General features: G+C 70.7%; 9 protein-coding genes. 3 read left to right on the plus strand and 6 right to left on the minus strand.

All coding sequences use genetic code 11. The features are described from left to right. Positions 1-4: 4 nt before the first annotated feature. Together ACNJ7E_RS23215 and ACNJ7E_RS23220 are read right to left on the minus strand one after the other, a co-directional pair. Complete coding sequence (locus tag ACNJ7E_RS23215) at positions 5-2,389, minus strand: glutamate--cysteine ligase (protein WP_418341068.1); 2,385 nt, start codon at positions 2,387-2,389, stop codon at positions 5-7. 15 nt (positions 2,390-2,404) lie between these two features. Beyond that, positions 2,405-2,596: a hypothetical protein gene (locus ACNJ7E_RS23220; protein ID WP_009477291.1), complete on the minus strand. Its 192-nt coding sequence runs from the start codon at positions 2,594-2,596 to the stop codon at positions 2,405-2,407. Between the two features lie 111 nt (positions 2,597-2,707). Between ACNJ7E_RS23220 and ACNJ7E_RS23225 the strand changes: the two genes are divergently transcribed. Beyond that, the gene (locus tag ACNJ7E_RS23225; protein WP_418341069.1) at positions 2,708-3,718 is read left to right on the plus strand and encodes an LLM class flavin-dependent oxidoreductase; all 1,011 of its coding nucleotides are present in this window, start codon (positions 2,708-2,710) and stop codon (positions 3,716-3,718) included. A 19-nt stretch (positions 3,719-3,737) separates the two neighbouring features. Here ACNJ7E_RS23225 and ggt read toward each other — a convergent pair whose 3' ends face one another. The 3 genes from ggt to ACNJ7E_RS23240 form a co-directional block, all read right to left on the minus strand. Further along, a complete protein-coding gene (ggt, locus tag ACNJ7E_RS23230) occupies positions 3,738-5,708 on the minus strand; it encodes a gamma-glutamyltransferase (protein ID WP_418341070.1) in 1,971 nt (656 codons plus the stop codon). 37 nt (positions 5,709-5,745) lie between these two features. Then, complete coding sequence (locus tag ACNJ7E_RS23235; protein ID WP_418341071.1) at positions 5,746-7,311, minus strand: FUSC family protein; 1,566 nt, start codon at positions 7,309-7,311, stop codon at positions 5,746-5,748. A 124-nt stretch (positions 7,312-7,435) separates the two neighbouring features. Beyond that, a complete protein-coding gene (locus ACNJ7E_RS23240) occupies positions 7,436-7,873 on the minus strand; it encodes a hypothetical protein (RefSeq protein ID WP_418341072.1) in 438 nt (145 codons plus the stop codon). Positions 7,874-7,958: 85 nt separating this feature from the next. On the opposite strand from ACNJ7E_RS23240, the gene ACNJ7E_RS23245 reads away from it, so the two are divergent. After that, on the plus strand, positions 7,959-8,645 hold the full coding sequence (locus ACNJ7E_RS23245; protein WP_317570853.1) for a helix-turn-helix transcriptional regulator: 687 nt from the start codon (positions 7,959-7,961) through the stop codon (positions 8,643-8,645). A 28-nt stretch (positions 8,646-8,673) separates the two neighbouring features. Here ACNJ7E_RS23245 and ACNJ7E_RS23250 read toward each other — a convergent pair whose 3' ends face one another. Continuing rightward, positions 8,674-9,462, minus strand: coding sequence for a putative protein N(5)-glutamine methyltransferase (locus tag ACNJ7E_RS23250; RefSeq protein WP_418341073.1), 789 nt, complete (start codon positions 9,460-9,462; stop codon positions 8,674-8,676). Positions 9,463-9,811: 349 nt separating this feature from the next. Between ACNJ7E_RS23250 and ACNJ7E_RS23255 the strand changes: the two genes are divergently transcribed. Then, positions 9,812-20,392, plus strand: a complete 10,581-nt coding sequence (locus tag ACNJ7E_RS23255) for an SDR family NAD(P)-dependent oxidoreductase (protein ID WP_418341074.1) — start codon at positions 9,812-9,814, stop codon at positions 20,390-20,392. Positions 20,393-20,437 lie beyond the last annotated feature (45 nt).

Below are 20,437 nucleotides of genomic sequence, written 5' to 3' on the forward strand. Positions count from 1 at the left end.
GCGCTCACCCGGACTGGTCTTCGAGCCGGGTGAGCGCCACCAGCGTTCGGACCCCGTGAATCATGGCGCGCTCGTCGAGGTTGAAACCCGGCTGGTGCAGTTCCTGCCGGGTGCCGGTCCCGTCCCACACGCCGAGTCTGGCCATCGCGCCCGGAACCTTCTCCAGGTACCACGCGAAATCCTCGCCGCCGCTGGACTGATGGGCCTCGGCCAGGTGGTCGAAGCCGACGACCGATTCGATCGCCTCCCGTAGGTCGGCGGTGCAGTCGGGATCGTTGACGACGGGCGGGACGCCCTGCAGATAGGAGAGTTCGTACCGCACGTTGTACGGCGCGAGCAGGTGACCGATCGTGTCCGTGACCAGCGGTTCGAGCGAGGCCCACGTCTCGCGGGACGCGCTGCGCAGGGTGCCGACCAGTTCACCCGACTCGGGAACGGAGTTCGCGACCTGCCCGGCGGCCACCTTCCCCCAGGTGAGGACGGTCGCGGTCCGGGCATCGATCCGGCGGTCGAGCACGGACGACAGACCGGTCACCAGGACGGCCGCGGCGTGGATCAGATCGCCGGTCAGATGGGGTCGCGCGGTATGTCCCCCCGCCGACCACAACCGCACCGTGACAGAGTCGTTGGACGACGTGATCGGCCCGGTCCGGGTGGCCAGTTTGCCGACTCCGAGATTCGGATCGCAGTGCAGTGCAAAGATTTTCGACACCCCGTCGAGTGCGCCCGCGGCGATCGTGTCGACCGAGCCGCCGGGGGTCGTCTCCTCCCCGGGCTGGAAGACGAGGCGGACCCGGGACGGCGGCGGGTATTTCGCCAGGACGGATGCCGCCCCCATCAACATGGTGGTGTGGGCGTCGTGACCGCACGCGTGTGACACCCCGGGCACCCGCGACTCGAACGGGAGACCGGTCGTCTCGGCGATCGGCAGCGCGTCGAGGTCGGCGCGCAGCGCAATGCACTCGCCCGTGTCCGGACCGACATCGCACCACAGGCCCGTTCCGCCGGGCAACAGGACGGGTGCGAGCCCCAGACCGACGAGGTGGGCGCGCACGACGCCGGTGGTCCTGCGTTCCTCGAACGACAGTTCCGGGTGCGCGTGCAGATCCCGGCGCCACTCGATCAGCTTCTTCTCGTCGAGCTCCGTCGACTCCGTCCAGTTCATGTCGGCGGTGTCGCCCCGGTCCCAGAACCGCGCGCTCCAATATCGCCGAGTTCGGCCGGCACCGGTCGACCTCGGGCCGAGCTCGCGCGGCGCGGGTGGCGCCTCCACTTCGGGAAGGTGCTCGGAGCGGCCCGCCGTCTCCGCGAGCAGCAGATCGACCACGTCGGTGAGCCGGCCACGGCGACCGAGCGCCTGACGTTGCCGGGCGGCGGAGCTGCCGTGGGCGGTGGCCTCGGCGGACAGCTCCACCACGGTGTCCCAGTCGCCGGTCTCCTCGAGCTGCGGCCGCAGCGAATTCACGAAGTCGCCGACGAGTTCCGCCGCAGGACGGGCCTGCGGAACCGTCACGTCGACGAGGTCCTCCTCCAACCCCGACCGCGCCGCCCGCCACAGTGCCGCCCTGGTCAGGGTCGGGACGACCTCCACGCCCTTCGTCCCGGCGCGCAAACCCTCCACCTCGCGTTCCACGAGCGCACGGAACAGTGCGGTGACGAGCACGACCGTGTCCAGTCGCGGGCAGCTGTCGCACACCCGCAACTCCAGGGTCGGAAGTTTCACCGACGGCCGGACGTCGAAATACGCCATACCGGGGTCACTGATCACCCCACTGGCGACCAGGTCGTCGATCAGGGTGCCGTATTCGGCAGCCGAGGAGACCGGCGCGGCCGGACCGGTGCTCGGCCAGCGCAACCACAGCAGCGTCCGCGCGCTGGCATAGCCGGTGTCCGCACCGTCGGACCGGAACGGGGAACTCGCGCTGAGCGCCAGGAGGACTGGCATGTGCGGAGCGACGCGGTGCGCGACCTGCACGGCCTCGTCGCGGTCGGGCAGGTCGACGTGAACCTGCGTGCCGCAGATCAGCTGCTCGCGGGCGAGCACCTGGTAGTCCGCGAGCATGCGCCGGTAACGCTGCGTCCCCGTCACGTGCATCTCGGCGGGCAGCGCCAGCGGCATCGAGCCCGCGGCCGCCACGCCGATGCCGAGCCCCTCGGCCGCGTCGATCAGCACTCTCCGGTGCCGCTCCAGGTCGTTCCGCAGGCCGGCGAGGTCGGCGTACACGCCACTGTTGACCTCGACGACGCACTGCTGGAGTTCGTCGACGAACACCCCGTCGGGAAGTCGTGCCAGCAACTCCGGCGCGCGGGTGGTCAGGCGCCGGGTCTTGCGATCGATGAGGTGGAATTCCTCCTCGACGCCCACTTTCCGTGGGTCGCTGGCGAGCACGATGTGCCTCGATTTCTATTTCTCTGTGGCACCCTCGGTGTCGTCGAAGAACGCCCAGGTGCCGTCCTCGTCGACTTCCATCCGCCATCCGAGTTCGGAATTGTCTGCGCGAACGTCGACGAACCATGCGTGCGCGTCACCGGCGCTCGGGATCTCCTTCGTCTCGACGACACTGCCCTGGGGATCGATCACTCGGTATTTCGCCATGGTCGACGGGTTCCCCGCCCGCCCCGGTCTGAACCATCGGACGGAATATCCCGTCCGCCCGCGCAGTTACATCATCTAATTGATGGTTCAACTATCACGAGGAGTGGTGGCATGGAACTCGGGTTGACGACGTTCGCCGAGGTCGGTTCCGGCGGAACCGGGGCGGTGTCCCCGAGGCAGCGCCTGAAGGATCTGCTCGAAGAGGTCGTCCTCGCCGAGCAGGTGGGCCTCGACGTGTACGGCGTCGGTGAGCACCACCGCGCGGACTTCGCCGCGTCGGCACCCGCGGTCGTGCTGTCGGCCGCCGCCGCCCGGACGTCCCGCATCGCATTGACCAGCGCGGTCACCGTCCTGAGCTCCGACGACCCGGTGCGGGTGTTCGAGGAATTCGCCACCCTCGACCTGATCTCCGACGGGCGTGCCGAGGTGATGGCCGGTCGCGGCTCGTTCACCGAATCGTTCCCGCTCTTCGGTTACGACCTGGCCGACTACGATGACCTGTTCGTCGAGAAACTCGGCCTGCTACTCGCCCTTCGCGACTCGGAGACCGTGAACTGGTCGGGACGGCACCGGGCGGCGCTGACGGACCAGTCCGTCTACCCACGGCCCGAACGTCCCCTTCCCATCTGGGTCGGGGTGGGTGGCAATCCCGAGTCGGTGGCCCGCGCCGGACTGCTCGGCCTGCCGATGGCGCTCGCGATCATCGGCGGACAACCCGCCCGATTCGCACCGCTGGCCGACCTGCACCGCCGTGCGGTGTCGGAGGGTGGGCACGAACCGCAGCCCATCGCCGTCCACGCGCACGGTTACGTCGCGGACACCGAGGACCGGGCGGTGTCGGAGTTCTACCCGTCGTACGCCGCGGCCATGACCGGCCTCGGACGCGAACGCGGGTGGGCACCGATGAACCCGCAGGCATTCGACGGTCTGCGCGGACCCGGCGGTTCGCTCGTGCTCGGCAACCCCGAGCAGGTGGCCGAGAAGATCGTCGGCATGCGCGACACCCTGAGCATCGAACGGTTCATGCTGCACCCCAGCGTCGGGCCGCTGCCCCACGACAAGGTGATGCGCGCGATCGAACTGCTCGGCACCAAGGTGGCCCCGCTCGTCGAGCAGGCGTGATTCCTGCGGTGGCGGTGCGTTAACCCGTACCGTCACCCATCACCGCGCCCTCCCGTCGTGGGTCCGCGCCGCCGACCCACCCCGAGTCCTGGTGCTGCAGCGCACTGAGCCCACTGGACTGCGGCGCGACCGACACCTGGTGACCCATCGCCCGCAACTGCACGATCAACGGGTCGTCGGCGCCGTCGTTGGCCGCATTGATGTTCGGATGCTCTCCGCCGACGCCGGTGACCGGGGTGTTGGCGGCCCCGAAGTCGACCGCCGACACCGCCTGCTGCGGGTTCAGACCCCAATCCAGCATTCCCACGAGCGTTTTCACGACGAACTGGATGATCACCGAACCGCCCGGCGACCCCGTCACGTACTGGACGTCCCCCCGCGAACCGTCGCTGCCGCGGTCGAAGACGAGCGTCGGGGCCATCGAACTGCGGGGCCGTTTACCCGGTTCGACACGGTTGGCGAGCGGCGTCCCGTCCGGTCCGACGGGCTGGGCCGAGAAGTCGGTGAGCTGATTGTTGAGCACGAAGCCGTCCGTCATGTGGAACGAGCCGAATGCCGATTCCACCGTCGTCGTCATCGACGCGACGTTGCCGTACCGGTCGGCGATCGAGATGTGGCTGGTGCCGTGTTCCTTGTCCTGCGGCTGCACACCGAGCGGGACCGGACCGAAGTCTCCGGGTTGCGCGGTGCCCATGCTCTTGCCGGGGTCGATGAGGCCGGCCCGCTGCTTCAGGTAGTCCTCGTTCAGCAGTGTGTCGAGGGAATTGCCCGGCAGCGGAACGAAATCGGAGTCCGCGACGTACTTGTCCCGGTCGGCGTACGCCAGTCGCTCCGCCTCGGAGATGAGATGCACGGCCTCCGCCGTCGGCTTTCCGCCGTTGTCGTCGAGGTTCGTGGGCCCGTACTCCGACAGGTCGAAGTTCTCCAGGATGCCGAGCGTCGCCGCGACCGCGGTGCCGCCGGACGACGGGTTGGGCATGCCGCAGATCTCGTGGTCCCGATACGGCGTGCACAGCGCCGTCCGTTTCTTCGCCTGGTAGTTCGCGAGGTCGTCGAGAGTCATCTGTCCGGGGGTGCGCCCGCCCGACGCCGTCGCCGTCGCATCGACGATGCCCTGGGCGATGGCCCCGGTGTAGAAGGCGTCGGCACCGCCCGCCGCGATCGCACCGAGCGTCTTGGCCATGGCCGGGTTCGTCAGCTTCGTGCCCGCCGGTTTGGGGCTGCCGTCCGGGTTGAGGAAGTATGCCTTCGACGGCTCGTCGAGCGCCAGATCGGGTGCGGACTCGGCGATCTGCCCGGCCATCCGGGGGCTGATCTCGAGTCCCTGGTCCGCGAGCGAGATGGCCGGGTCGAACAGTTCCCGCCACTCGTCCCGGCCGTGTTCGCGGTGCGCCAGCTCGAGCATCCGCACCACCCCGGGAACCCCGATGGACCGCCCGCTCGCCCGGGCGTCGGGTTTGGGTTCGGTGCGGTCGGTGTCGCTGATCCAGCGGAGGTAATTCTCCGTCGCCGCCATCGGCGCGACCTCACGCCCGTCGTACGCCTCGACGCTCTTCTGCCCGGCGTCGTAATAGAGCAGGAACGCCCCGCCCCCGATTCCGGAGGACTGCGGTTCGACGAGCCCGAGAACGGTCTGGGCCACGATCAGCGCGTCGGCGGCCGTGCCCCCGTCCCGCAACACCTCGCACGCGGCCTGCGTCGACACGGGATTGGCGGTGGAGACCGCGTACGACGCGGTGTTCACCGGCACCATCCCGGAGCGGTACACCGTGGCGATCTCGGGGTTGGTCGCGAGGTTCTGGGTGGTCGGCGCCGGGCCCGGGGGCGGCGGCGCCTTGGCGATCGGGGTGCCGTTGGGAACGTCCGCACACGTGGCCGCCGGATCGCTCTGCGGTTCCTCGTCCGACGCGCACGCGGCCAGCATGCCGACGCAGAGAGCCGCGGCCAACGAGGCCCGAATTGCCGTTCCGATTCCCGTCACAGGACCCATCACCGAACCCTAACAGCGGGGATCCGGTGCCGACCGGCTAAAGACGAGGTCCGAAGTGCCGGGTGAGAATTCGGTAGCCGAGCTCATGGAGGTGGTGGTGCTCGGGCCACCGGTCGCGGGTCCACGCCGGGTCGGTGTGGGCGGCGGTGATCGCGGCGGTGGTGGACGCATGCAGATCGAACTCGAGATCCCGGCAGAGTTCCGCGACGGCATCCGGTTCCCGCGCATCGCCGAGCCGCCCGATCGTCCCGGCCACCTGGTCGTCCGCGTCGCGCAGGATCCGCCGGTACGAGCCCGGAAGCACGGTCCACAGCACAAGGAGCGCCACCGCCACGCCGAGAACGGTCTCGAGAAGCCGGTCCCGGGTGACCGCGACGAGGTCCACGTGCGTTCCGAGGCCGCCGAGAACCAACGCGAGCGGGGTGATGAACACCATCGCCAGGCCGTAGTTGCGGACGAGGAAGGCTTCCGTCCCCGCCATCAGGAGCGCGACGACGAGGACCAGCGCGGCCGCCGACAGGTCGAGGGTCGCGAGCGCGGCGAGCAGAGCGAGACCGAGCACCGTTCCGAAGAACCGGTGCAGCCCGCGGTACGTCCCCAGCACCCGGTCCGGGCCCTGGTGCAGGATCATCGCCGCGGTGATCACGGCCCAGTCGGGCCGGGCGACGCCGAGACCCAGCGCCAGGAGACCGGCGGCGGGGCACGCGACCAGCAGTCGCGCGACGATCGTCCAGGACCGGCCCCGGAGATGGGCCGCGCGCGCGAGTCGGTAGCGGATCGACGGCCTGGGCAGCGGTACCTGCGGCCGCAGGTCGTCTTCGTCGGAGGCGTGGTCCGCGTCGCCGCCGTCGACCACGGCGGCGCATCGCAGGTGAGCCGCACGCAACGTGCGGGTGAGTGGGTGATCGCGGCCGACGAGGGCGGCGTCGTGGAGGCACTGCCAGGCGGCGTGCAGCGACCGCACCGCGTCCCGGCGGGCATTCGGTGCGGGCGTGCCGGAGAGTGCGGCGTCGACCGCGGCGACCGCGGTCGCGACCGCGGCCCGCTCGGGGGTGCGTGGACGCGCGAGCAGCCCCGACATCGACACGAGCAACGCCGACACCGCACCGGCCGCCGCCCAGGACGTCACCTCCGCCACGGTGACACCGAGGGCGGGCAGCGCGGACGAGATCTCCACCGTGAGCAGCGGAAGAAAGGCACCGGGCGCTCCGAGCCGCAGCCCGTCGACGACGAAGGCGCAGACGGCCACCACGACGGTCATCGCGAGGACGAGCGCCATCCCCCACAGCGCGGAACCGCCCGCCGCGGTCGCGTCGTGAACGAACGCGCCGACCGCGGCGCCGACACCGCCCAGGAGCACCATCACGGCGGCGGCGATCGAGACCACCCGCCACCGCACCCGGTACGCCCTGCCCTCGCCGTAGACGACGGCGAAAGCTCCCAAAGTCGCCGTCGCGGCGACCGCAGAGTGTCCGAGCGCGACCCCCGCCAGCGCGGGCAGACACGCCGCCACCCCGGCGCGGACCACTCCCGGCCAGCGCCGACCCTGCTTGGGCACCCCCAGAAGCAACGACCGTGCCGGGGCCGGCGCAGGGATCGGCACACCGTGATCCCGAGACCCGGTTCCCTGATCCTGCGCCCCTACCGACACGACCACACAGACTACGAGCGGTCGAGTCACTCGAAACAGTCGATGAGGTGCATCTCACGTGGGTGCGCGGTGCCGATCAGGCGTGGGGGCGGTGGAGCGGGCGCCCGTACTCCGCGGCGAGCAGGCCGAGAGCGACGGCACCGGCGAGCAACCCGAAGTCGCGCAGTGCGACGTCGTAGTACCCGGACAGCGTGACCAGGTTGACGATGATTCCGGCCAGCCAGGCCGCGACGACCCAAGCGCCGATCCGCGGCGCGACGGCGACGAGGATTCCTGCGACCACTTCGATCACGCCGACGGCGTACATGCCCTGCTGCGCGGTCCCCGGCAGGATGCCGTCGATCCACGGCGCGAGGTAGGCCGGCCAGTCGGTGAGCCAGTTCGTGAACTTGTCCAGCCCGAACAGGATAGGCGCCACGGTGAAGACCGTGCGCAGCACGAGGAAGGCCTGATAGCCGGGGTCGGCCAGGGTGTGCGAACCGCGGCTGACCTCGTGGGGTGTGTTGGTAGCCATGACGACTCCTTCTAAAAACTATGTATCTTGACTATAGAATTCTCGGCGCGATTAAGTCAACGATTCTCGGTTTTACAATGGGTCCATGGACGACACTCCACGCTCGGACGTCTCGGCCGTCTCCTCGCTCGACGAGCCGGTGCGCAGGCGGGTGTACGACCACGTGCGCGCGCAGGCGACGCCGGTCAGCCGGGACGACGTCGCCGAGGCGCTGGGACTCGCCCGCTCGACGTCCGCGTTCCATCTCGAGAAGCTGGCCGACGAGGGGCTGCTGGCGGTCGAGTTCGCGCGGCGCGGGGGGCGGTCGGGTCCGGGCGCGGGACGGCCCGCCAAGCTCTACCGACGATCCGACCGTGAGTTCTCGGTACACCTGCCCGAACGGGCGTACGCGCTCGCCGGCGAGTTGTTCGCCCGGGCGATCGAGGACGCGGATTCCACCGGCGCATCACCGCGGGCGGCCCTCTCCGCGCGTGCCCACGACTTCGGGCGCGGCCTCGGCGCCGACACGGGCTGCACAGACGACGATCTGCTCGCGGCGCTCGCGACGTGCGGTTACGAGCCGCGCCGCAGCGACGGCACCCTCGTCCTGGTCAACTGCCCGTTCCACGCGCTCGCCCGGCAGCACACGGACATGGTGTGCGGAATGAACCTCGCGCTGCTGTCCGGACTGCTCGACGGCGCCGGATGCGAGGATCGCCGCGCCACGCTGGCACCCGCCGAGGGGTACTGCTGCGTGCGGATCGAAAGTGAGCAGCCCCCCGCACGTGAGTGACAAAGCGTGCCCCGGGACGCTTCGGCACTCACCTGGGGTTGGCGCCGACGACGACGGTGGCGTCCATCTCCTCCGAGGTCTCGATCCGGGTGATCAACCCGGCGTCCGCGAACGCCTCCGCGGTGAGCGGGGCCTGACCCGCACTGGTCTCGATCAATAGCTGACCGCCCGGCGCGAGCCAGTCGCGTGCCCCGAGGGTCACCCGCCGCTGGATGTCGAGTCCGTCCGCGCCGCCGTCGAGCGAGACCCGCGGCTCGTGGAACCGGGCCTCCGGCGGCATCAACCGGATCGCGTCGGTGGGCACGTACGGGGCGTTGGCCACCAGGACGTCGATGCCTCCCCGCAGCGTGGTGGGCAACGGCTCGTACAGGTCGCCCTCGAACACCCGGCCTGGGTCCGGGACGTTGCGTCGCGCGCACCGGACGGCGGCGGCGTCGATGTCCACCGCATACAACTCGATGCCGTCGCCCGTCTCGGCGAGCGCCGCACCCACCGCGCCCGAACCGCAGCACAGGTCGACCACGACAGCGTGCGCGCCCGCGAGGGCGGCGGCCTGCTCGACGAGGAACGCGGTACGACGACGCGGCACGAACACCCGCGGGTCGACCGCGATCCGGAGCCCGCAGAACTCGGCCCAGCCGAGGACGTGTTCGAGAGGGACGCCTGCGACGCGGCGGTCCAGCATCGACGCGAGTTCGTCGGACGTCCGGGCCGCGGAGACGATCAAACGGGCCTCGTCCTCGGCGAACACACAGCCGGCGGCGCGAAGCCTCGTGACGAGAACGAATTCGAGGGACGGTGAGAGAGACACTGACATGGGAGAGCCTTCCGGAATGCCGATGGGCGCTCTCCCGGTCACCTTATGTCGGTACGACCGCGCGGTCGCGGAGTGAGAGCACCCGACCTGAACGAACGGACACAGGTCTCACCTCCTCGATACGGATCCTGCTCGGAGTCGCCACACTACCTTCATCCGCGGTCGCCGGGCATCCGAATAACCGGAAGTGGTGTGGACCGGAGCAGCGGCGGGTATCCCATGTGACCTGCCCGAATTGACCAGGTAGATCGATCGATGGTGATGCTCGGACCGCTGCCTCCGCATGGTGGTGGCGGATACAATCGAGGTTTCCGCGCTATGTATGGCGGATCTCGGATAGGACCCCGATATGGCCGATCAGGCGAAGCTCCTCGACTATCTGAAGCGAGTGACCGCGGAGCTCTACCAAGCGCGGGAAAAGCTGCGCGAGGTCGAGGGTGTGAGCCGCGAACCGATCGCCGTCATCGGGATGGGCTGCCGGTTCCCCGGCGGGGTGCGATCGCCGCAGGACCTGTGGCGGTTGGTGGAGTCCGGCACCGACACCGTCGCCGGGTTCCCTGAGGACCGGGGCTGGGGCCTGGCGGACCTCTACGATCCGACGGCCGAGCAGGCCGGCAAGACATACACGGTGCAGGGCAGCTTCCTCGACGATCCGGCGGGGTTCGACCCCGAGGTCTTCGGCATCTCGCCGCGCGAGGCGCTGGCGATGGACCCGCAGCAGCGGCTTCTGCTGGAGACGAGCTGGGAGACGTTCGAGCATGCCGGCATCGATCCGCGGTCGGTGCACGGCCGCCAGGTCGGCGTCTTCACGGGGCTGTCCGGCATCGACTACGCGGCGCGGGCGGGGGGCATGCCGCCCGAAGACCTCGAGGGGTACTTCATCACCGGCAACGCCATGAGCGTTGCGTCCGGCCGCGTGGCCTACAGCTTCGGCCTGAACGGGCCCGCGATCACGGTGGACACCGCGTGTTCGTCGTCGCTGGTGTCCATTCACCTCGCCATGCAGGCGCTGCGCAGCGGCGAGTGTGAGTTGGCGCTGGCGGGTGGGGCGACCGTGATGGCGACCCCCGCGGTGTTCGTGGAGTTCAGCCGCCAGCGTGGGCTGGCCCGGGACGGCCGGTGCAAGGCATTCTCTGCCGCCGCGGACGGCACGGCGTGGGGCGAGGGCGCGGGGATGGTCGCGTTGGAACGCCTGTCCGACGCAGAGCGCAAGGGTCGCCGGATACTGGCCGTCATCCGCGGCAGCGCCGTGAACCAGGACGGCGCCAGCAACGGCCTGACCGCCCCCAACCGGCAGGCTCAGGAGCGGGTGATCGCGCAGGCGCTGGCCAATGCGGGACTCGGCCCGGGCGACGTCGACGTGGTCGAGGCGCACGGCACCGGCACGAAGCTGGGCGATCCGATCGAGGCGTCCGCCCTGCTGGCCGGTTACGGACGCGACCGCCCCGCCGACCGGCCGCTGTGGCTCGGCTCGGTGAAGTCGAACCTCGGGCACACCCAGGCGGCCGCCGGCGTCGCCGGGGTGATCAAGATGATCATGGCGATGCGGCACGGCGTCCTGCCGCAGACTCTGCACGTCGACCGGCCGACCCCGCACGTCGACTGGTCCGCCGGTTCGGTGTCGTTGCTCACCGAGAACCGGGAGTGGCCGGCGTCCGATCGGCCCCGGCGGGCGGCGGTCTCGTCGTTCGGCATCAGCGGCACCAACGCCCATGTCGTCCTGGAGGAATCCCCACCGGTCGAGCCCACGGCGTCTGAATCAGTCTCTCCCCCGGACGAAGTCGTGGCCTGGTTCGTCTCGGGCCACACCGAGCTCGCGCTGCGCGCCCAGGCCGAGCGGTTGCGCGACTACGTCACCGAGCACCCGGGCCTGACGCCCGCCGCCGTGGCAGGCGCACTGCTGGGTTCGCGTGCCACGTTCGACCACCGCGCCGCCGTGATCGGCGCGCGGCCGCAGGGCCTGCTGAACGGCCTCGACGCGCTCAGCCGAGGCGCGCCCAGCGCCGACGTCGTCACCGGCGTGGCGTTGGAAGCCGGCGACCGGCCGGTGTTCGTCTTCCCCGGCCAGGGTTCGCAGTGGGTGGGCATGGCCACCGAACTCCTGGACACGTCGCCGGTGTTCGCCGACGCCGTGCGGGAGTGCGCCGACGCGCTGGCCCCGTACACCAACTTCTCGTTGCTGGACGTGCTGCGCGACCGTGATCCCGCGGCTCTGGACCGGGTCGACGTGGTGCAACCGGCGCTGTTCGCGATGATGGTCGGTCTCGCGGCATTGTGGCGTTCCCACGGCGTCGAACCGGCGGCCGTCGTCGGACATTCGCAGGGCGAGATCGCGGCCGCGTATGTCGCGGGCGCGCTGAGTCTTTCGGATGCGGCGCTCGTCGTGGCCGCGCGCAGCAGGGTGATCGGCGCGTCGGCCCGGCGGGGCGGCGGGATGGCCTCGGTGGCACTGCCGGCGGACATCGTGCGGGAGAAGATTCAGCCCTGGGCCGGCGCCGTCGAGGTCGCGGCGATGAACGGGCCGTCCGCGACGGTGATCTCCGGACCCGTCGACGCCCTCGACCTCCTGGTCGGCCAGTTGCAGGGCGACGGCGTCCAGGCCAGGCGGATCGCCGTGGAATACGCGTCGCACTGTGCGGACGTCTCCGTCCTGCGGGAACCCATTCTCGACGTCCTCGCGTCCATCACTCCCCGCCGGTCGCGAATTCCGTTCTACTCGTCGGTGACCGGTGGTGTGCTGGACGGCACCGCACTGGACGCGGACTACTGGTACCGGAACCTGCGACGGACGGTCCGCTTCGAGCAGGCGACGAGATCGCTGGCCGCGGACGGGTATCGACTGTTCGTCGAGTCGTGCAGCCACCCCGTCCTCACCGTGCCCTTGCAGGAAACCCTCGACGCGGCGGGCGTCGCCGGCCGCGCCATCGGGACCATCCGGCGCGACCGCGCGGGCCTGCGCCAGTTCACCGCCGCACTCGCCGAGGCACAGGTGTACGGACTGCACGTCGAGTGGGATCGGGTGAGCTGGGCGCGGCACGACGATCGGCAGCAGTGGGTGGACCTACCCACGTACGCTTTCCAGCACCGCCGCTACTGGCTGGAAAGTCCGGTTCCGCAGGGCGATTTCGCGTCGACCGGTATGGAAACCGGGGGGCATCCGATGCTCGCCGCGTCGGTCGAGCTCGGTGACGGCCGGGGCGCGGTGTTCACGGGTCTGCTGTCGCCACAACGCCTTCCGTGGCTGAGCGACCACGGTGTCAGCGGCACCGTCATTCTGCCGGGCACGGCTTTCGTGGAGCTCGCCCTGCACGCGGGGAACCGCGCGGGGTGCGGCAGGCTCGAAGAACTCGCCATCGAAGCACCCCTGGTGATTCCCGCCGAGGGTGAGGCGGCATTGCAGGTGAGCGTGCTCGCCGACGGTGAATCGGGCCGATCCACGGTGTCGGTGCACTCCCGGCCTGCCGATGCCGCGCAGGACACCCCGTGGACCCGGCACGCCACCGGAACGCTCACGGCCGCCGTCGACACCGCCGATTCCCCCGAACAGCAATGGCCGCCCGCCGATGCCACGCCGATCGACGTCCGGGGTCTGTACGACGTGCTCGACGAGGCCGGCTACGAATACGGCCCGGCCTTCCGCGGCCTCCGCGCGGCGTGGCGGCGAGGCGACGACCTGTTCGGCGAGGTGCGGCTGAGCGGAGAGGACCCTGCTGCTGCGGTCGCGGGATACGGAATCCACCCGGCGGTGCTCGACGCGGCGCTGCACGTGATTGCGCTCGGGGCCGCGGACACCGGTGTCCGGCTGCCGTTCGCCTGGGACAAGGTGCAGCTGCACGCCGTGGGCGCCACCGCCCTGCGCGTGCACGTCACCACGACCGGACCCGAGCGCTACCGGGTCTCCGCGTACGACGCGGCAGGCGGACCGGTGCTGACCGCCGAATCGCTGGCACTGCGGCCGCTCGGGGAGTCGGGTGTGCCCGCCGCCGGGGTCCGAGACAGCCTCTACCGCGTGGAATGGATGCCGGTGGGTGCGTCCAGCACGGCTCCGGCAGACCTGATGCCGCTCGAGGAGGCGCTTGCCGGCGGCGATCCGGAAGGTCGCGTGCTGTGGCTCGACCGCGAACCGGGCGACGAACCGGACACGCCGACTCGAGCGCACACCGCCGCGCAGGCGACGTTGCGGGCGGTCCAGTCCTGGCTCCGCGAGGATCGCCTGGCCGAGACCCGGTTGCTGGTCACGACGAGGCTCGCGGTGGCGGTCCGCGACGACGATCCGGTCGACGACGTGTCAGCCGCCCCCGCGTGGGGACTGATCGGCGCGGTGCAGAACGAGCACCCGGACCGCATCACGCTGGTGGACCTGGACGTACACGCCGGTGACCCTTCGCTGATCGCCATGGCCCTGGCCTGCAACGAGCCTCAGCTGGCCATCCGGGACGGTGTACTGCTGGCGCCCATGCTCGCCGCGGTGACGCCCGCCGCGTCGGCACCCGAACCGGGACCCGCACGCTTCGGCCCGGACGGCACGGTCCTGATCACCGGCGGCACGGGAACCATCGGCAGACTGATCGCCCGCCACCTCGTCGCGCGGCACGGGGTGCGCCGTCTGGTGCTGACCGGCCGGCACGCACTCGATGCCGAGAGTGCGGCCGAACTGCGTGCCGAGTTCGCCGAGTCGGAGGCGGAGGTCAGCGCTGTCGCCTGCGACGTGGCCGACCGCGCCGCGGTGGCCGCTCTCCTTGCCGGCATTCCCGACCTGTCCGGCGTGATCCACGCCGCCGGGGTGCTCGAGGATGCCACCGCCGCCACCCTGACCGAGGACCAGTTGCACGCCGTCCTTCGTCCCAAGGTGGACGGTGCCTGGCATCTGCACGAACTCACCCGGGACCGTGACGTGTCGGCGTTCGTGCTGTTCTCCTCCGCGGCGGGGGTGCTCGGCGGCGCAGGCCAGGCGAACTATGCGGCGGCGAATGTCTTCCTCGACGCACTCGCGCAGCACCGCCGTGCCCGCGGGCTGCCCGCGACGTCGATGGCTTGGGGACTGTGGGACCGGCCCAGCGGCATGACGTCCCATCTGAATGCGGCCGACCTCGACCGGTTGCAGCGCAGCGGCATCGACACCATCAGCCCGGAATCGGGTCTGGCCCTGTTCGACGCTGCCCTCGCCGTGAACCGTCCGTTGATCGTGCCGATACGGCTCTCGACGAGGGCCTCTCGATCCGAGGGCGAGTCGCTGCCACCGATCCTGCGCCGGGTGCTCGGCGTCCGTCGTCGCCGTGCCGCGGCGGCCGATTCTCCGACCGGCCTGGCCGAGGAGTTGCGGGCGCTGGACCCCGGGGAGCGGCACAGCCGGGTGCTCGACATCGTCACCACCCACGTGGCGGCTGTGCTGGGTCACGAAGGCAAGGAGGCGATCGACCCGGAACGTGCCTTCAAACAACTCGGTTTCGACTCGCTGACCGCCGTGCAACTGCGCAATCAACTGGCGACCGCCACCGGTGTGCGACTGGCCGCGACGGTGGTGTTCGACCATCCCACCGCGGACGCGCTGACCCAGGAACTGGTGGCGCGCCTGCTCGGAGACGATGCGGCTCCGCAGCCGGCCGGGCCGACACGTGCCCGCAGGGACGACGACCCGATCGTGATCGTGGGAATGGCGTGCAGATACCCGGGCAAGGTGTACTGCCCGGAGGACCTGTGGCGGCTCGTCCACGACGGCCGCAACGCCGTGGGCGCGTACCCCCACAACCGGGGCTGGAAGCTCGACGAGGTGTACGACCCCGACCCGAACCGGGCCGGCACCACGTACATGAAGGAGGGCGGGTTCCTCTACGACGCAGACGAATTCGACGCCGCGTTCTTCGGGATCAGCCCGCGCGAGGCGATCGCGATGGACCCGCAGCACCGGCTGCTCCTCGAGAGCGCCTGGGAAGCCTTGGAGCAGGCCGGGATCCGGCCGACCGCGCCCGGCCTCACCGACACCGGCGTGTACGTCGGGCTGATGGGCGGCGACTACGGCTTCCATCTGATGACTCAGCGCAACGTCGACGCCGAGGGCTATCTGATGACCGGGACGAGCAACAGCGTCGCGTCCGGCCGGATCTCCTACTCCCTCGGCTTCACCGGTCCCGCGGTCACCGTGGACACGGCCTGCTCGTCGTCGCTGGTGGCCATGCATCTGGCGGCGCGGGCACTCCGCGACGGGGAATGCGCGCTGGCGCTGGCCGGCGGGGCGACGGTGATGGCCACACCCGGTGTGCTGATCGAGTTCAGCCGCCAGCGCGGGCTCGCCTCGGACGGACGCTGCAAGCCGTTCTCCGACCGGGCTGACGGCACCGGGCTCAGCGAGGGCGCGGGAATGGTGGTGCTGGAGCGGCTCAGCGACGCCCGGCGCAACGGCCACCGGGTGCTGGCGATCATCCGCGGATCGGCGGTCAACCAAGACGGGGCCTCCAACGGATTGACCGCCCCGAACGGGCCGTCCCAGGAACGGGTCATCCGCCAGGCGCTGGCCGACGCCTCGCTCGGCCCCACAGACATCGACGCCGTGGAGGCGCACGGCACCGGCACCACGCTCGGCGACCCGATCGAGGCCCAGGCGCTGCTCGCCGCGTACGGGCAGGGCCGGGAGGGCCGGCCGCTGTGGCTCGGTTCCGTCAAGTCGAACATCGGCCACTCCCAGGCGGCGGCGGGCGTCGCAGGCGTGATCAAGATGGTGATGGCGATGCGGCACGGGATCCTGCCCCCGAGCCTGCACGGCGACGTCCCCACCCGGCATGTCGACTGGACCGCGGGCGAGGTCTCGCTGCTCGCCGAATCGGTTGCCTGGCCGGAGACCGGACGGCCCCGGCGGGCGGCCGTCTCGTCATTCGGTATCAGCGGCACCAACTCGCACATGATCCTCGAACAACCGCCCGAGGACACGGCGCCGGAGGTCTCTCCGTCGACGTCGCCGCTGGTCTGGGTGATCTCCGGAAAGACCGGGGACGCGCTGCGGGCGCAGGCCACCCGGCTGGCGGAGTTCCTCGACACGGACGAGTCCGAACTCCCGGATCCGGCCGACCTCGCCTACTCACTGGCCACCACCCGATCCGGTTTCACCCACCGCGCCGCGGTGATCGGAGAAACATTCGCCGACCTGCGCGACGGCCTCGCCCGCATCGTCACGGGGCGCCCCGGCGGCAACGTCGTCACCGGGACGAGCGCCCGCGGCAAGACTGCCTTCATGTTCACCGGCCAGGGTGCGCAGCGCATCGGGATGGGCCGCGGCCTCTACGAGGCGTACCCGGTGTTCGCGCGGGCACTGGACGAGGTCTGCTCCGCACTCGACGAGCACGTGGAAACCCCGGTACGGCAAGTGATCTGGGACGATTCCGACGGCGGCGGCGCGAAGCTCGACAGCACCGAATACACCCAGCCGGCACTGTTCGCCGTCGAGGTCGCGCTCTATCGGCTGCTGCGGGACTGGGGCATCACCCCCGATTACCTGATCGGCCATTCGATCGGCGAGATCACCGCGGCGCACGTCGCGGGGGTGTTCAGCCTGCCCGATGCCGCCGCTCTGGTGGGTGACCGTGGCCGGTTGATGCAGTCGACCAAACCGGGGCTGATGATCGCCGTAAGGGCACGAGAGGAAGACATCCTGCCGCGGATCGACGGCCGCGTCGATCTCGCGGCCGTCAACGGCGCCGAATCCGTCGTCCTCGCCGGCAGCGAACGCGACGTGCACGCCGTCACGTCCGAACTGTCCGCCGCCGGACTGAAGACCACGAGTCTGCGGGTCGAGCGGGCCTTCCATTCGACCCTGATGGACCCCATCCTCGACCAGTTCGCCGCCGTGGTGGCGAGGCTGACGGCGCAGCCGCCGAAGATTCCGGTCGTCTCCAACGTCACCGGCCGCGTCGCCACCGCCGACGAACTCATGTCCCCGGAGTACTGGACCCGGCACATCCGGCACGCGGTGCGTTTCCACGACGGCGTCGGCGCCCTCGACGAACTCGGCGTCACCCGCCTCGTCGAAGTCGGCCCGGGCGCGGCGCTGGCGGCACTGGCCGCCGAGGTCGTCCCGAACACGATCGCCACGCTGCCCGGGCGCGGGGACGAAACACACGGGATCATCGAGGCGGTCGCTGCCGCCTACGTGCAGGGCGCAACGATCGACTGGGATCGGGTACTGCCCGGTCGCCGCCGAGTAGCCTTGCCCACCTATGCATTCCAGCGCCGTTCCTACTGGCCGACGGCGTCCACCCGACATACCGGCGACCCTACCGAGCTGGGTCTGACCCCGGCCGATCATCCGCTGCTCGGTGCCGCGGTGACCCTCGACGACGACGCGACCCTGTTCACCGGACAGCTGTCCCTGCACCGGGATCCATGGCTCGTGCCACCGACGATCGACGACGGCGACCAGCCGGCGACCGGCGCAGCGAAAACACTGCTGCCGGCGGTGCCGATCGAACTCGCCCTGCACGCGGCCCACCACGTCGGTCTCGACCACATCGACGAACTCACGCTGGACCACCCGCTCGTCCTCCCGCCGTCGGGACTGGCCTCGATTCGCGTACTGGTGTCGCCGCCCGGCACCGACGGCGCTCGCACCGTCACGATCTCGTCGAAGTCGGGTGACACCGACGGCCCGGACAGCTGGGTTCGGAACGCTTCGGCGACGATCGACGACGTCGTCGGCCCCGCCGCCGTTGTGCCGCAGCAGGACCCGGGCGACACCGAGACCGAGGTGCGCCTCGACGACGGCACCGACACGACTGGATTCGGCATCCATCCGGAGCTGCTGCAGGCGGCGATCGAACCCCTCCTCGGGTGGGACGGCTGGCCGCTGACCTGGTCGGGGATCCGTCTGCACACCGTCGGCGCGGAGGCGATGACCGCCCGATTCACCCCCGGCGAGGACGGGCGGTATCGCGTTGCCGCCGTCGACCCCGCCGGTGAGCCGGTGCTGACCGTCGATGCCCTGCAGGTGGCGCAGAGGGCGGTCGACGGAGATGGCGCAGGCCGGTCGCCGTCCCTTCGACTGCACCGGGCGGCCTGGATCCCGGTGGAGGTGGCCTCGTCCGAACGGCCCCTCGGACCGGCGGTCGTGCTCGACGCCGAGGGGTTCGGCGACCCGGGTGTCGGTTCGACGTTCCCGGGTTACCCCGACCTCGAGACATTGCGGACCGCGATGCAGTCCCGGCCGGACGACGACGATCTGCGTCCGTGGACGGTGCTGGTCGGGTGTGCGACCGAGGGCGACCACGGTCCGGACGCGGCGCACGACCTGTGCGCTCGGGTACTGCGGCTGCTTCAGGAGTGGCTCGACGACGAGGCCGTCGCCGACAGTCCGCTCGTGATCGTGACCCGCAACGCCATGGTCACCGACGACGGGCAGGACCACGACGCCCGTCCTGACCTCGCGGCCGCAGCCGTGTGGGGTCTCGTCGGCTCCGCACAGAACGAGAACCCGGACCGGTTCGTGCTGATCGACCTCGACGACGAATCCGACGCCGAGGCCGCGATCACGTCGGCGCTGGCGAGCGGAGAACCGCAATTGGCGGCCCGGAACGGCACCTTGCGCGCACCGCGGTTGCGGCGCATGCCCGCCGTCGACGAACCGACACCGTTCGATCCGGGCGGCACCGTCCTCGTCACCGGCGGCACCGGCACGGTGGGATCTCTCGTAGCCCGGCACCTGGTGACCGAGCACGGGGCACGGCACGTGCTGCTGACCAGCCGGCGCGGACCCGACGCCGAGGGCAGCGACCAACTGTCCAGCGAATTGAGCGGTCTGGGTGCCGAGGTGAACATCGTTGCCTGCGACACCTCGGACGAGTCGGCGGTCGCCGCGTTGCTGGCCGGGATACCGCCCGAACACCCACTCACGGCGGTGATTCACGCGGCCGGCGTGATCGACGACGGCACACTGGCGTCGCTCACCCCCGAGCGGCTCGATGCGGTCCTGCGACCGAAGGTCGACGCGGCCTGGAACCTGCACCGGCTGACCGCGAACAGCGACGTGCGGGCGTTCGTCCTGTTCTCGTCGCTCGCCGGCGTCCTCGGAGCTCCCGGGCAGGCGAACTACGCGGCCGCGAACATGTTCCTCGACGCACTCGCCCATCACCGCCACGCCCTCGGGCTGCCCGGGCTCTCGATCGCGTGGGGCATGTGGGCGACACCGAGCGCCATGACCGACAACCTCGGCGCGATCGACCTCGCCCGCGCCCGCCTCAGCGGAATGATTCCCATGCCCGCGGCCGACGGCCTGGCCCTCTTCGACAGCGCCTTGGCTGCCGGTGCGCCCACGGTCGCGGCCGCACGGTTCGACCACTCGGGTTCGGCCGCACCGTACGTTCCCGCCCCGCTGCGTGGCCTGATCCGGGAATCGCGCCCGCACGCCGCGGGGTCGGACGCGGTCGTGACCGCGAGCGGGGCCGGGCCGTCGGATTGGGCGCAGCGCCTCGCCGACCGGTCGATCCCCGAGCAGCGGCACCTGATGCTCGATCTGGTGCGGGGCGGGGCAGCGACGGTGCTCGGCTACGACGCGTCGGACTCGGTGGACCCCGACCAGGCGTTCAAGGAACTCGGCTTCGATTCGCTGGCGGCCGTGGCGCTCCGCAATCATCTCGGTGCCGCCACGGGTCTGCGGTTGCCGCCGACCATGGTGTTCGACCACCCGAGTCCGCGTGCCGTCGCCGAGTTCCTGCGCTCCGAACTCGTCCCGGACCCGATGTCCGTCGCCCTGGCCGACGTCGACCGGCTGCGCGCGACCATCGCCGAACTCGGCGAGGACAGCGAGGCGCGGTCCGCCATCGCACAGCGCCTGGGAAGCCTGTTGGCCGAGGTCGGCACGTCCGACGATGCGCATGCGGCCGCCGTCGACAAGATTCACGCCGCGACGAGTGAGGAGATCCTCGACCTCATCGATCGCGGTCTCTGACCCGAAACAGTGCGGGTGATCGCCGCCGGGAACACCGGCCGCGCA

The sequence above is a fragment of the Rhodococcus mengyinensis genome, assembly GCF_048381435.1.
GTDB classification, from domain to species: domain Bacteria; phylum Actinomycetota; class Actinomycetes; order Mycobacteriales; family Mycobacteriaceae; genus Rhodococcus_F; species Rhodococcus_F opacus_D.